Below are 15615 nucleotides of genomic sequence, written 5' to 3' on the forward strand. Positions count from 1 at the left end.
GGGCATAAGAGAGCACCTCCGCCACAGTTCATCGATATCTAATCGAAAAGGCTTGCAAACCATGCGCAGCGATACTGCAACAATAACGGACGCTCTCGAGGACGCGATTCTCAACGTAATAGAAGGCGTAGGAAACATCAACATCATCGTTGCAGGAAAAACCGGCGTTGGAAAAAGCACGCTGATCAACTGCGTATTCCGTGGCGAGCTTGCAAAAACTGGCTCTGGTAAACCGGTGACGCAACAAATTGAAGAAATCACGAAGGAAGGCCATCCGCTAACCATCATCGATAGCAAAGGCCTGGAGCTTAAGGACTTCCAAAAAATCTCCGCCGACCTTGAGTTTTTCATCAAAAAACGCTCCATCAGCGGTGACGAAAACAAGCATATTCATGCGGCATGGCTGTGTATTCAGGAAAGTAGCAATCGAGTCGAAGATGCTGAAATAGAGTTGTGCAATATGCTCAAAAAACTGTCGATACCGGTCATTGTGGTGATTACCCAGAGCATGTTTGGCAAGGAAAATGATTTTATCACCAAGGTCAAGAAAGACCTTAACGCTGCGACTGCATTCGTACAGGTAAGAGCACTCGCTGGGGAGTTTGAGGATGACGACGGTGAACTTTATAAATTTAAAGAAAAAAACATCAACGCTTTGATTACCGAGACAGCGGGGCTAATACCTGAAGCAAAAAAGCGCGCATTTGCTAACGCCCTTAACTCGCGGCATCAATCGTCGATGAAAATTAAGATTGAACAGGCCGGAAAAGAAGTTTTGGCCGCTAGCACGCTTGCAGCAGTAGCCGCTGCCTCGCCGATTCCGTTCTCCGATGCCATTTTGCTGGTTCCGATTCAGGTAGGAATGCTGGCAAAAGTTGGCGTCACGTTCGGTATGGATGTCAGCACCAGCGCTTTGACAACGTTGGTAATGTCCGCTGTTGGTTCAGGTGCAGTAACCGTGGTGGGGAGAGTGCTAGTAACCGGACTCCTGAAAATGATTCCGGGAGTAGGAACTGTCGTTGGCGGTGCTATTGCAGCAACGACTGCAGCTGCATTGACGAAAGCATTGGGTGCTGCCTACATCGCCGTACTGACTGATTTCTGCGAAAAAAACCCAGGCAAAGATCTCGATATAGCTTTGATCGGTGCAGAACTGAAGAGAAAGATGAGTTTCTCTTGACCGTAAGGGATCCCCGTCCATGACCGCTGGAAAATCAGCTCAATAGGTTGATTTTCCAGCCCTCCTTTCCAACCACCACAACTCCACCTACTAGCCAGAAGGAAACGTCTGCATGAACAAGAAATTTTTATTGGCCTTAGTCCTTGGCGGGATGACAATCAATACCGCATGGGCTGGAACTTACGAATGGACATCGGGCTGGGCTCAAGGTAATACAGAGAGCTCGGTCGATGACGGCAATGGCAATACGCTGAACATCACCTGTCCTGGTGAAGATGAGGACGAAGGCGACGTCAGAGCTTACGCGAGCATTGCAGGCAAAGAGTACTCATCCAAAGATACTTCAGGCGCAGACTTCGACGTGATCGTTGACGGCATCCACTACAGCAACCCCTTTGAAACCAACTGCGACGCCTGCTCCTCCATCTTTCCAGCGTTCTGGAAAGCGCTGCGTAATGCCAACAATCTGCAAATCAGCGCCGCAGGCAGAACCGTTAAATTGCCCACCAAAAATATGAAAAAGGTACTGCTTCCCCTCGATAATAAGGAAAATACTTGCCGTTCCACATGGTAACAGTCGCCCATGAACTTCATCGCACGCCGTCAGGTAGATAACTTCGCCGTACGCTTGCCGATGCCGGTGTCGAGCGCCGCAGTTTGCTCAGAGTTCAGTTGCAGTCCCATACAGCTCAATCCATTCCTTTGCACATAAAGAGGGAGGCAGTCGTAGGAGCTGCGGAGCACCACGAAAGCATCTAAACCTTGCACCTAACCGAGCTTCTAGCAGACCAAACTCCACTCACGTCCTAGTAGAACCCCGCAACTGCGCCCCGGCATCCTTCTTCAGCAACTCATACACCACCGTCAGGAAAAAATCCCGCGTCGCCTCGTCGCCATCAAAACGATCGAGCAACAGGATATCATCCGGGCCGGCTTAATCGAACAGCGGACGGCCAAAGCCAATCAGATCCGTGGGCTTGTCGCCGAGTGCGGTCTCGTTGCACCGAAGGAATTGCTGATGCTGCGTCGCGCAATACCATACTGGCTAGAAGATGCGGATAACGGTTTGACGGCACGCTTTCGTCGTCTACTGGATGGTTTGTGGGACTACCTTCGTACGCTGGATGGGCGCATATGCAAGCTTGACGGCGAGATCACTGCGTGACGGTGCAACGCCCTTTGAAAAACACCGTGCAGAGAATCAGATGCGGCCATTGATGTGAATTAACAAGAATTGGCTCTTTGCAGATCCACTGCACAGCGGAAAACTGACGGAAAAATAAGAGTTAGGTCCAGCACGGCTCAAAAAGCACGGTCCGTATGCCGATCTGAAGGACGTCCTCTCGCACAGCATGTCGTTTTTCAATTCAGTTCAACGCGTTTTTATAATCTCAGGCGCAGACTCGATCACTGCGAGGTTGCATTCTAATTCGACCCCGGTCTTAGGCAACCAAACGCCCACCGTGAATCCACCCCATGCTTGTAGACGCAGCTGAGCACGATTTCCTCGAAACGTGACTTTGATTGCCGACGGCGAGAATGTTGGATGAAGTAGGAACCACGCAAAATCGCCGATCCCGATCATCGCCGACCGTTCGGCTTCCAACGTAAGTATGATCGTGACCCAATCACGGGTTTCCGTCGGTTCAAATGTCGCAGTCAGATGAAATCCGTCGAGACTTGACTGCCCGCCAAACCTACCCAGGTTCGGATCATCGTCAGGACCCAAAATTCGGCCGAGCGATGGCATCTGCGATAGTTGATACTCAGGTTCTACGACAGAGGAAAGAAAAGTGTCGTCATCCGATAATGGTTGAAAGGAGTTAGGACCTCCTCCGATTATCTCGATATTGCCGGCACTCACCTACCCTTCAAATATTATCGCGGTGTGACTCTGCCGCAGTCTTCCGGACACATCCCGTTTCGGAACAAGGAGCTTATCACTTTTTAAGACATCAAGATCGCGTGCTAACCAAGTGAATGTCAACCCCGCCCCACGCTGAAGTGGAAGCTCTCGATGCCAGCGGCTATAAAGGCGGTCGAATTTGTTCACAGTAGCCGGCTGGAACCGCGCCTTACTCTCTCTGAAATATTCAGCGATGCCTACTACCACCTCTGCGAATAACTGGTTGGTGTAACTGTAGTAGGGCGAGCCTGCAACTTGCGCTTTGGAAAGATAAGCTACCGCGGCTGCGACGGCTTCGTCCTGTAATTTCTGCGCATCCCGGGTCTCAACAGCAGATATTTTGGCTGCAGTAATTACATAGTAAGCCCGAACTACAAATGCGTCGAAAGTCCAGCCAGCCCGCTCTACAAGTTTTTCTACCCCCCCGGTGTCAGAATAGTTGGCACCTCTGCGAATTTTCCTGAAAAGTCATATCGGGGGCGGAAAGAGATTGGCCGTGGCCATGTCGGGCGCGTAATGGGAAGATCAGAACATGCTTCTTCTCAGAAGCATCGTAACGTCATTGCCATTCAAGCTTCGGCATCGACGACGACCAACGTCGCCGCTGGGGATCTTCCTCTTTTGGCCGCTCTCAGCCCGTCATCATCGACGAGGCTGGGTCGAGGCTTTGTGAAAACGTTTAAAACAGGTTTGACGGTCAGACCTGGAACGAAAATCGCGTTCCTATGCAAATTGCAGATCTAGCTGATTAACCAAACGCTTGCAGATTTTACGTAGCAACGCAGACTTCAAAACGATGGATGCGTTTCCACAGAGCCTGGCCCCAAAAGAGACCGTTGTGCCAGTGTGTACGACGTGCGCTGGCCTCGGTAGCTATATGGAATGGGTCCGCTATAGGTGCGTGAGAAAGTCACACAAAGGTCACGCACGCTTAATCCCCCTCCTCAGCGCTCTGCCCACCGAAACAATCCACGTTTCTGTATCAAGCTAATTGGCGGATCGAGGAAACGTGGCAGTGAGCGTCGTTCCGCTTCCGATCGAAGACGTCACTGTCACATCACCGTGATGCGCTCTTGCGATCTCTCGAACAATGAATAGACCAAGCCCGAGACTGTGCAGCTCAGCATTGTCATGACTGCCGCGAATCATCGGCTCGAACAGGTTGTCGAGCAGCGCCGGGCGTATTGGCGTGCCAACGTTGTGCACGACAATACTTACTGCGTGGTCCTCACAGAGCGACGAGACGGTTACCCCACCATCCGCAGAGCCGTAGGAGATTGCATTGGCAACGAGGTTGCCTATGAGCTGATAGAGCCGGTCACTGTCCGCGGTGAATTCGCAGTGTCCAACACGCAAATGGGACAGCTCATGTCCGGGGAAGGTCCGTCTTAACTCGTCCAAGCATCCCGCCACAAGTTCGTGCAGGTCGACCGGCTTGGGGGAAACCGCGATACCTCGTCCAACTTGAGTCAAAGTGAAGTCAAGAAGGTCTGCGACCAAACGCTGTGCCCTCTGCGCCGAGTGAGTGATATGACCGAGTACTTGCCTCTGTTTGGCATCAAGCTCCCCGCGGCCCAGCATATCCGTTGCCATTATTATCGCCGACAGCGGGTTTCGCAGATCGTGGCTGACGATACCAATCATCTGTTCGGCGAAAAGGGCCCTGTCTTCTGCCGCAGCGTAGGTAATACGCAATTTGTCCTGGGCAGCATTCTGAGCGCGTTGAGCCTTGAGGTGTTTTGCCAGATGCCTTTCGGCGACCATCCGCGCATTGAGTAGGTCACGTTCGTATCGATGTCGCTCTTCGGCCCTGAACAATGACAACTCGTGAAAAATACCGGTGGAGTGCTCACACCTGATTACGCTGAAAATCATCGGGGTCGCACAGCCATTATGATGAACGAGGTCGAATTTCACATCAGCGACCTCCCCCTGAATTTGCATTAGGGATACCCAGTTCTGATAGAAGCTTCTCCCCGTGAGCCTCATAAGGCTCTGAATCTGACGACCGAGTAGTTCCTCTCGGCTGTAACCGATCCAGTGACAGAAGGTGAGGTTAACCCGTTTAATCTGACCGTCTTCTGCGGTGAGCAGCAATCCACGATCCGCATCATCGAAGAGCATTTCGGAATCTGGCAGCGATTCGTTATCTGCTTGCATTTTTTCCTGCTCACAAAGAAGGGGCTGAATTACTGGAAGTAACTATAGTCACCACACTAGGAATGGACCATTCCCTGAGCACTTTTCCGTGTACGGGCGGTGTCCGTGCGCCTGGACTGAGTGGCGGCTAACTTAACTGAGCAATCAAAACCACATTGGTGTAGATCAAGCTGCCATCACTGGTCCGATGCCCGACCAAATGGAACTGGCCGCGTTGGTCGTCGCTCAAATAGACGCGTAATTGGCAATCTGATAGGGGGCCGTATCCCTCAGGCATGATCAAGTCCATTGACTTCATATCGACATCGACCATGACTTCTGACTCATGGCCATTCTGCAGGCGTTCTTCGGCCTGCTCCAGACGCAAATGGACAGGGCCTTCGATGTTAAAATGGACGTCCCCCACCGGGGTGGACTTTTGGTCGTCGCTAATTTTGCACCAGCCTTCGATCGTCAGGGTACTCATGGCAAAACCTCTGATGTAGATTGTTAGACTCTGTAACCCTAGCTTGTTTTTAATTTCATATCTAAACGTTCAATTCAAGGCACGCAACCCAAACGGCCGGTTTTCCGTGTTTTATCAGGGAAATCTTCGTTCCTTCGATGCTGACCCCGGCCATTAATCCTTGTTGGACGAATGTGAACGAGCAGGTATCGTCCTTCAGCGTCGAGCGGGACAGATTCTTAGCGCCCCTTCGTCAACCACAACAACGGTTGGTCCTACACCGATTTCCCAGCCCTTGGTTTTGCGTAAACAATTCACGGCTTTTTCGATCATCAGGAAAGTTGCATAGTCATACGACCGGACACCTGCCTGCAGCTCCCATGACCCGGTTCTGGCGTTGTAATAACCCTTTACTTTCGAGCCCTTAAATAATTCGCCTTGGCGATAGCTGCCACCAAACGCAAAGCCCGCCTTGATGATTTTCGCGATGACGATCGATAGGAAGAACTCCACTGACTGAGTCATTTTGTACTCCGATGCGGCGGACCGGATGTTACCAACGGTCAGTGCCAGCGCCAGACAGGATCCGTATCTACTGGAAGTTCTCCGGCTCACCCTAAAATGTGGGAGTTACAGGCTCCGATGGACCAGAAACACCATGAACACTACGACCCGCAGAATGTGAGTGAGTCCACCCATTAAGTATAGCCGTGGCCAGTGCCAGCGGATATTCGGATGCGCCAATGAAACCAACGGTGATCCCATGATTGTCATTCCACATATCTAGACGTAAAGCTCATCACGGAATCGTCGTCAGAGGCTGCTTTTGGCCGCTGGTTGCCTGTCGTGAGCGGCCGGTTCGGGTCACCACCTGCCTTCCGTGACAGGCAGGAGTCGGTCAATAGCGAGCGATTCTTGTAGACTGAGTTCCAGTCTCCAAAGGTTCTTAGCAAGGCTCGCGAGGGACAGCCCACGCGCATTCGGTAGAGCATCCCCTCAACCGTCACTCGCAGATCAGGCTTATGGTAAATGGCTTGTTGAAGCAGAATTTTTTCCAGCGTCGACCAAAGCTCGTTACTGAGCATCAATCGGGACATTGCAAACTCGCAGGGTTGTCGGCGTAGGAACCTTAATTCTGCGGTTTTGCTCTTCTTTCTCAGCCTCCCTAGCGCGAAACGTCAACAGCCCCTAGGCTGAATGATCTCTTTGACGGCTCAGCCTGAGGTCAGGGGATCAATGAATACTCAGCGGATTCTCTCCTTTTTTCGGTTGCGTCGACTTGAAACAGGGTTTCGTCTGTGGCGAGACTCGACTCGCAAGTTCGAGTACGAGCCTGCCTTGCGCGCCGAGTTGTTCAGCGCCGAGCAGATGGCCAACCATGGCACTCAACTGGCCCGCGAACACATCTTGAGTCCGCGCTCGGCGGCGGACCCGCTACTGGCGCGACTGAGCGATAACGAAGCCCTGCTGGTCAGCAGCTGTGAAACCCTGACCACAGCGACGTTGTCCAGTCGACGCGTCATGCCCGCCGCAGAATGGTTGCTCGACAACTTCTATCTGATCGAGGAACAAATTCGAATCGCGCAAAGGCACCTACCCAAGGGCTACAGCCGTGAATTGCCGCGGCTGGCGAATGGCCCATCGACCGGGCTGCCGAGGATCTACGACACCGCGCTGGAGATTATTTCACACGGCGATGGCCGGGTTGACAGCGAGATCCTGGACCGTTTTGTTGCGGCCTATCAGGCAGTAACGCCGCTCACACTCGGCGAATTGTGGGCGATCCCCATCATGCTGCGGCTGGCGTTGATCGAGAATCTGCGCCGCGTTGCTTCGCGGGTCATGGCGAAATGGAATGATCGTTGTCTGGCCGACGACTGGGCCGACCGGATGACCGAAACTGTCGAGTCCGACCCGAAGAATGTCGTGCTCAGTGTGGCCGATATGGCACGCTCGAAGCCACCGATGACCAGTTCATTCGTCGCCGAGCTGGTGCGGCGACTACAGGGGCAGAGTTCGGCACTGGCACTGCCGTTGACCTGGGTCGAGCAAAACCTGGCTGAGGCAGGACAAACCATCGAGCACATGGTGCAAATGGATGCGCAGCAACAGGCGGCCGACCAGGTTTCCATCGGCAATAGCATCGGTAGCCTGCGCCTGCTGTCGACGACAGACTGGCGCGAATTCGTCGAGAGCTTGAGTATCGTCGAGCAAGTGCTGCGCGAAGATCCATCGGGGGTCTATGTCAGCATGGACTTCGCGACGCGTGACAATTACCGCCATGTCGTTGAGCGCCTTGCGAGAAATAGTACGCACTCCGAGAAAAACGTGGCGCGGGCAGCGATCAAGTTGGCACAGGCCAACGCCGGGGCTGATCACGTCGGAGCTGTTACCAGTCACGTGGGTTTCTACTTGATCGGCAAGGGACTGCCTGCGTTGGAGCAACATCTCGGCGCACACTGCACCTTGGGTGAACGATACCAACGGCTGCTGGGCCGCTCGCCGCTATCCTTTTACCTCGGTTTGAACACGGTGCTGATGTTCCTGTTCGCTGTACCGTTCTTCGCCGCGGCGCAGGCCAACGGCTGGCATGGGCTACTGTTGGTATTGCTCACAATTCCCGCGCTGCTGACTACCAGCCGCTTGGCGCTGGCTCTGGTGAACTGGCTGGTGACCCTCTCTGTGCCGCCGAGCATGCTGCCGCGCCTGGACTTTAGCGCGGGCATCCCCGCCAAGGCGCGCACGCTGGTGGTAGTTCCGACGCTCATAGCCCGTGCGAAGGACATCGAGGAGCTGACCGAGGGGCTGGAGGTGCGCTTCCTGGCCAACCGCGACGAGCACTTGCATTTCGCCCTGCTTACCGACTTCATGGATGCCTCGACCGAAGTTCTGGAGCAGGACGCAGCCTTGTTGGCGCTGGCTCGTGAGCGCATCGATGCGTTGAACCGAAAATATCCCGACAGCAATCACTTTTTCCTGTTCCATCGCGCGCGATACTGGAATTCGGCTGAGCAGGTGTGGATGGGCCACGAGCGCAAGCGTGGCAAGCTTGCCGAACTCAATGCACTGCTGCGCGGCACCGGGCAGGAGCGCTTTGCGCTGATTGTCGGCAACCTCGCAGGGCTACAGCAGGTGCGTTACGTCATCACCCTCGACACCGATACCCAGCTGCCGCGGGATACGGCACGACAGTTCATTGGCGCCATGGAGCATCCACTCAACTGTGCCGTCTACGATCCGCAGCAGCGTCGCATCAGCGCCGGCTACGCGATCCTGCAACCACGGGTGGGCATCAGCCTGCCCAGCACGGCACGATCCGCCTATACCTGCCTGTTCGGTAGCGAGGCAGGGATCGATCCCTATACGCGCGCCGTCTCGGACGTCTATCAGGATCTGTTCCAGCAAGGCTCGTTTATCGGCAAGGGCATCTATGCGGTGGATGCGTTCGAGCAGGCCGTCGCCGGTTGCTTCCCCGACAACCGCATTCTCAGCCATGACCTGATCGAAGGCTGCTACGCCCGCACGAGCCTGCTCAGCGATGTGCAGTTGTTCGAGGAGTACCCCTCGAGCTACAGCGCTGACAGCCAGCGCCGACATCGCTGGATTCGCGGCGACTGGCAGCTATTGCCCTGGATTCTGCCGCAGGTGCCAACCCAGTGCGCCGGCTTCGAAGCCAATCGCCTGTGCGCGCTAGCGCGCTGGAAGATATTCGACAACCTGCGCCGCAGCCTGGAGCCCGCGGCACTGCTGGCGATGCTGCTGGCAGGCTGGTTCGGCCTGGCGCAGCCGGCCGGCTGGACCCTGACGATCCTCGCCCTGCTACTGATCCCACCGCTGCTTCCGCCGATACAGGCGATGTTCCAGAAGCCCCACGACGTGCCACTCGACCAGCACCTGGCGGTGGTGCTGCGCGCCGCCGGCCAGGATGTCCTGCGCACGGCACTGACCCTTGCCTGGCTGCCGTGCGAGGCGCTGGGCAGCCTGGATGCAATCGCCAGCACGCTGTGGCGGATGCTGGTCAGCCATCGCCGATTGCTGCAGTGGAACCCCTCTTGCGAAGTAGAGCGCACCAGTGCCCACGACCTGCCGGAACTCTACCGGCTGATGTGGGCAAGTCCGCTGCTGAGTGGGCTAGTGATCCTGGCGTTGCTCCCTAGCCCCGGCGCATTAGCGCTCGCCGCTCCGCTGGTGTTGCTTTGGATGGCATCGCCGGCCATCGCTTGGTGGCTGAGCAAGCCGGCCTCCCGCGCGGCATTCACCCCGACGAACGTCGAACTGCGCTTTCTGCGGAACTTGTCGCGCCGGACCTGGGCTTTCTTCGACAGCCACGTCAGCCAGCAACACAACTGGCTTCCTCCGGATAATATCCAAGAAGAGTCCACCGCCGTCATCGCCCACCGAACCTCGCCAACCAACATGGGCATGTCCCTGCTGGCGCATCTGGCCGCTTATGACTTCGGCTATCTGAGTGCCGGGCGACTGCTGGAGCGCCTAGACCAGTCGTTCGCGGTCATGAGCCGACTGGAACGGCATCGCAACCATTTCTACAACTGGTACGACACCCTGTCGTTGCAACCCCTGCACCCGCGCTATGTCTCGACGGTGGACAGCGGCAATCTAGCCGGGTTGCTTCTGACCCTGCGCCCCGGCCTGCTTGCATTGGCCGACGATCCGCTATTCGACGCGCGCCAGTTGGCAGGCCTGAGCGATACCCTTCATGTACTGCGCGACACACTCCCGGCCGCTGCGCTCGACAGCCGCGAGATGCACGCGTTGCAGGCCGATCTGCGCGCGGCGCTGGCCACTGTGCCGCAATCGCTGCCAGACGCAGCGGACTGCATGCACGGGTTACTCGATCGCGCCGTGGCGCTGGCCGCCGTGCTAAATGCCACACCGGAGAGCGACGTCGCCTTCTGGCTGGCGGCGCTGATCACCCAATGCGGCGACCAGCAGGCCGAGCTGTATCGTTTCATGCTCCCATCGACCATGAATGGCGCGGGAGGTGATGCTGTTACGCCGCTGCCGACCTGGCGCCACTTGGCGCAGCTCGATGCCGATCTGTGGCCCCAGGCCCTGCGTGGGCAGGTCGCCGAAGTGCAGCGTGATGCCAGTCAGCGTATCGCCACCGCCACACGGCTGGCGAAGCTGGCCGGGGACCTGGCGACGATGGATTTCAGCTTTCTGTACGACACACGCTGTAACCTGTTCGCGATCGGCTTCAACGTCGACGAGCATCTGCGGGATGCGGGTTACTACGACCTGCTGGCCTCGGAGGCGCGCCTCACCAACTTCGTGACCATCGCCCTGGGCCAGTCGCCACAGCAAAGCTGGTTCACACTCGGCCGACTACTCACCAGCAACGGCGGCGTGCCGGTATTGCTGTCCTGGTCTGGGTCGATGTTCGAGTACCTGATGCCGCTGCTGGTGATGCCGAGCCCCGAGGGTACCCTACTAGACCAGACCTGCCGTGCGGCGGTGGCCCGGCAGATCGAATACGGCCGCCAGCTGGGGCTGCCGTGGGGCGTATCCGAATCGGGCTACAACACGCGGGACATCAACTTCAATTACCAGTACCGCGCCTTCGGGGTACCGGGACTGGGGCTCCAGCGAGGGCTAGGCGAGGACATGGTGGTGGCGCCCTATGCCTCGGCGCTAGCGTTGATGGTGGCTCCGCAGGCTGCCTGCCGGAATCTACAGCGGCTCGCCACCCAAGGCTTGGCTGGACGCTACGGCCTGCACGAGGCCATCGACTACACCCCGGCACGCTTGCCGCGCGGACATGACTCCGTGGTGGTCCGCTCTTTCATGGCGCATCACCAGGGCATGAGCCTGCTGGCACTTGCCAGCGTACTGCTGGACCGGCCGATGCAGCGACGTTTCGAGTCCGAACCGCAGTTCCGGGCCAACGCCTTGCTGTTGCAGGAGCGGATACCGAAAACGGCAGCCGAGTACCTGCATGCTTCCGGCCTTACCACCCCCGATGTGGGGACACAGGCGGCGACAGCCCAGCTGCGCATCTTCACTGACCCCGACCGTCGCCGGCCCGCTGTGAAACTGCTGTCCAACGGCCGCTATCATGTGATGGTGAGCAGTGCCGGTAGTGGATACAGTCGTTGCCGTGAACTGGCGGTGACCCGTTGGCACGAGGACATCACCTGCGACAACTGGGGCATGTTCTGCTATCTGCGTGATGTCGCCAGTGGCACCTTCTGGTCCAGTGCCCATCAGCCAACACTGAGGCGCCTGGAAAGTTACGAGGCGATCTTCTCAGAGGCGCGCGCTGAGTTCCGCATACGCGAACGTGACTTCGATACTCATACCGAGATCGTGGTATCGCCGGAGGACGACATCGAGCTGCGGCGCATCCATGTTACTAACCGTGCACGGGTGCGACGCACAATCGAGCTCACCAGCTACGCCGAGGTGGTGCTGGCTCCCGCGATCAGCGATGCGATACATCCGGCCTTCAGCAATTTGTTCGTGCAGACCGAGCTGCTGCAGCCGCTGCAGGCGATCCTTTGCACGCGCCGGTCGCGCTCCAGCGAGGAAGTAGCGCCCTGGATGTGTCATCTGCTGGCGGTGCACCAGGTCGATATCGACTCGATCTCTTACGAAACGGACCGCCGGCGCTTCATCGGTCGCGGCCGCAGTATCGTCCAGCCAGCGGCGATGGACGCCACGACCGACGATCAGGGTCTGCTCTCCAACAGCGCCGGGGCAGTGCTCGATCCGATCGTGGCGATCCGCTGCCGTATCACCCTCGATCCCGACCAGTCGGCGACGATCGATCTGGTGACCGGCGTCAGCGACAGTCGCGAAGGCTGCCTGCAACTGATCGACAAATATCGCGACCGCCATCTGGCCGACCGTGTGTTCGACCTGGCGTGGACCCATAGTCAGGTGTTACGCCGCCAGTTCAATATCTCGCAGGTCGATGCGCAGCTGTATGAACACCTGGCCACCTCGGTCATCTACGCGAATGCCGCCTATCGGGCAGAGGCTGGCGTGCTGGCCGCCAATCAGCGGAACCAGTCCGGCTTGTGGGGGCATGGTGTCTCCGGTGACCTACCGATCGTGCTGCTGCAGATCCATGCGGTAGAAAATATCGAGCTGGTCCGCCAATCGGTGCAAGCGCATACCTACTGGCGGATGAAGGGCTTGGCGGTGGATCTGGTGATATGGAACGAGGATCGTGCCGGCTACCGGCAACACCTGCATGATCTGATCATGGGCCTGATTGCCTCGGGTATTGATGCCAGCCTGATCGACCGGCCGGGCGGTGTCTTCGTGCGCTTGGCTCAGCAGCTCTCGAACGAGGATCGGACTCTGATGCAGTCGGTCGCCCGCATCATCCTCAGCGACGACCATGGCAGCCTGGCCGAGCAGGTGCACCGGCGTCGCGTGGATCCGCCGCTGCCGCAGTTCGAACAGAACCTCCCGCGCCTGGTCGAAACGACCCCACCGCAGCCCGCCCCCGAGCAGGGAGAGCTGATCTTGTGTAATCCGTACGGCGGCTTTACGGCAGACGGCCGCGAATATTCGATAACGCTCATGCCGGGAGAGGCGACACCGGCGCCCTGGGTCAACGTGCTGGCCAACCCAGAGTTCGGCACGGTCATTTCCGAGAGCGGCAGCGCCTATACGTGGAGCGAGAACGCCCATGAGTTCCGGCTGACACCCTGGCAGAGCGATCCTGTCGGCGATGCCTGCGGCGAGGCGTTGTACCTGCGCGACGAGGTGACCGGGCATTACTGGTCGCCTACGCTGCTACCGCGGCGCGGCCATGGCGCGTACATGACCCGCCACGGCTTTGGTTACAGTGTTTTCGAGCACAACGAAGACGGCATCCACACCGAGCTGTGGGTCTACGTGGCGCTGGATGCGCCGATCAAGTTTTACCGGCTTAGGATACGCAATGACTCAGGGCGCCTGCGCCGCCTGTCCGCAACGGGTTATGTCGAATGGGTGCTGGGCGATTTGCGCGAGAAGTCGGCGATGCACGTGGTCACCGAGTTCGACCCGCTCAGCGGCGCCCTACTGGCGCACAACGCCTATTCGATCGAGTTTCCAGGCCGGGTGGCATTCTTCGATGTCGACTCGCCGAGTCTAAGTGTCACCGCCGATCGCAGCGAGTTTCTCGGCCGCAACGGCAACCTCGGGGCACCAGCAGCGATGACACAGGCGCGACTGTCTGGCCGCACCGGAGGTGGTCTTGACCCGTGCGGAGCGATCCAGGTCGGCCTCGAACTGGGCGCTGGTGGCAGCCACGAACTGGTGTTCCGTCTAGGCGCAGAGCGCGATGCCTCGACGGCGAGCGCCTTGCGCCTGCGCTACCGTGGCAGCATGGGGGCGGTCGAGGCACTCGACGCCGTGCAGGCCCACTGGCGTGAGACGCTGGGCCGGGTGCAGGTGGAAACGCCCGATCCGTCGATCGATGTACTGGTCAACGGCTGGTTGATGTATCAGGTCATTGTCTGCCGCTTCTGGGCTCGCAGCGGTTATTACCAGTCAGGCGGGGCGTTCGGCTTCCGTGATCAGTTGCAAGACGTCATGGCCATGCTCCACGCCGCCCCGCACGCCGCACGCCAGCATCTACTGCTCTGCGCCTCACGCCAGTTCCCCGAAGGCGATGTGCAGCACTGGTGGCATCCGCCGCTGGGGCGAGGCGTGCGTACACTGTGCTCTGACGATTACCTGTGGCTGGCCCTGGCAACCAGCCACTATGTGCGGGTCACTGCGGATCACAGCGTGCTCGACGAACCGGTGGGCTATATCGAAGGCCGCCCGCTGGACGCAGGCGAAGAGTCCTACTATGACCTGCCTACGTGCGCGCCGCTGGACGAAACGCTGTATCGGCACTGCGTGCGGGCCATCGAGCACAGCATGGGGCGCGACGTCCATGGCCTGCCACTGATCGGTGCCGGCGACTGGAACGATGGCATGAACAGGGTCGGCGAGCAGGGGCGTGGCGAAAGCGTGTGGCTGGGCTTTTTCCTGTACGAGGTATTGCAGCACTTTGCCAACACCGCACGCGGCTATGGTGACGAGCCGTTCGCCCGGCGCTGCGAGGAGCAGGCGGGCACGCTGCAGGACAGCTTAGAAGTGCATGGTTGGGATGGCGCATGGTACCGCCGGGCGTATTTCGACGACGGCACACCGCTAGGTTCGGCAAGCAACGACGAATGTCGGATCGACTCAATCTCACAGAGCTGGGCGGTACTTTCCGGCGCCGCGCCAGACGGACGGAGGCGCCAGGCTATGGACGAGCTTGATCGCCATCTGGTGCGCCGCGATGTCGGGTTGATCCAGTTGCTCGAGCCCCCCTTCGACCGCTCGGCCCTCGACCCCGGCTACATCAAGGGCTACGTGCCCGGCGTGCGAGAGAACGGTGGCCAGTATACCCATGCAGCTGTGTGGGCAACCATGGCATTCGCCGCACTGGGCGACAGTGTACGAGCGTGGGAGCTGCTGCGCATGATTAATCCGGTTACCCATGGCTGCAGCGCTGCGGCGATCGAGGTTTACAAAATCGAGCCGTATGTGGTGGCCGCTGATGTGTACGGGGTGTTTCCGCATGCCGGACGCGGCGGCTGGAGCTGGTATACCGGCTCAGCAGGCTGGATGTACAGGCTGATGGTGGAGTCCCTGCTGGGCCTGCAGCGCGAAGGCGAGCGACTCCGCATACGACCGGTGCTCCCGGCGCACTGGCCTAGCTTCACGTTGCATTACCGGTTTGGTGAAACCATTTACCATATCAGGGTGCGACAAACCGCCGTCGGCGAGGGCCTGTCGCAATTCAGTCTAGACGGCACGCTGCACAGCGGCGAGGACATTCCGCTGATCGACGATGGCCGCGATCATCAGGTAGAGATCAGGCATCCATCGGAAGTTTCCGAAACCTCAGTAACCAAATGAGCTGGTGCT

The 15615-nt window shown here is 58.0% G+C and carries 7 protein-coding genes and 2 pseudogenes; 4 read left to right on the forward strand and 5 right to left on the reverse strand.

Going from position 1 to position 15615, the window contains the following annotated elements; translation table 11 throughout:
- The first annotated feature begins 61 nt into the window (after positions 1-61).
- The 3 genes from RGU44_RS16615 to RGU44_RS16625 all read left to right on the forward strand — a co-directional run bounded on the left by RGU44_RS16615 (position 62) and on the right by RGU44_RS16625 (position 2345).
- Positions 62-1180: a GTPase gene (locus RGU44_RS16615; protein WP_322218154.1), complete on the forward strand. Its 1119-nt coding sequence runs from the start codon at positions 62-64 to the stop codon at positions 1178-1180.
- Between the two features lie 112 nt (positions 1181-1292).
- Positions 1293-1754, forward strand: a complete 462-nt coding sequence (locus RGU44_RS16620; protein WP_322218156.1) for a hypothetical protein — start codon at positions 1293-1295, stop codon at positions 1752-1754.
- A 444-nt stretch (positions 1755-2198) separates the two neighbouring features.
- Positions 2199-2345, forward strand: coding sequence for a hypothetical protein (locus RGU44_RS16625; protein ID WP_322218159.1), 147 nt, complete (start codon positions 2199-2201; stop codon positions 2343-2345).
- Between the two features lie 207 nt (positions 2346-2552).
- On the opposite strand, the gene RGU44_RS25140 is transcribed toward RGU44_RS16625, so the two are convergent.
- The 5 genes and pseudogenes from RGU44_RS25140 to RGU44_RS16645 form a co-directional block, all read right to left on the reverse strand.
- On the reverse strand, positions 2553-2930 hold the full coding sequence (locus tag RGU44_RS25140; protein WP_416194654.1) for a pYEATS domain-containing protein: 378 nt from the start codon (positions 2928-2930) through the stop codon (positions 2553-2555).
- Positions 2931-4073: 1143 nt separating this feature from the next.
- Positions 4074-5246, reverse strand: coding sequence for a PAS domain-containing sensor histidine kinase (locus RGU44_RS16630; RefSeq protein WP_322218162.1), 1173 nt, complete (start codon positions 5244-5246; stop codon positions 4074-4076).
- Positions 5247-5373: 127 nt separating this feature from the next.
- Positions 5374-5712, reverse strand: a complete 339-nt coding sequence (locus tag RGU44_RS16635; protein WP_322178697.1) for a hypothetical protein — start codon at positions 5710-5712, stop codon at positions 5374-5376.
- A 61-nt stretch (positions 5713-5773) separates the two neighbouring features.
- A pseudogene (locus RGU44_RS16640) lies at positions 5774-6186 on the reverse strand (YSC84-related protein); the annotation flags it as partial.
- Positions 6187-6605: 419 nt separating this feature from the next.
- A pseudogene (locus RGU44_RS16645) lies at positions 6606-6788 on the reverse strand (transposase); the annotation flags it as partial.
- A 139-nt stretch (positions 6789-6927) separates the two neighbouring features.
- Here RGU44_RS16645 and RGU44_RS16650 point away from each other — a divergent pair.
- Entirely contained in the window at positions 6928-15606 is an 8679-nt protein-coding gene (locus RGU44_RS16650; RefSeq protein ID WP_322218165.1) for a GH36-type glycosyl hydrolase domain-containing protein, read from the forward strand.
- The last annotated feature ends 9 nt before the right edge of the window (positions 15607-15615 follow it).

The sequence above is a fragment of the Pseudomonas sp. 5C2 genome (genome assembly GCF_034314155.1).
Classification (GTDB): Bacteria; Pseudomonadota; Gammaproteobacteria; order Pseudomonadales; family Pseudomonadaceae; genus Aquipseudomonas.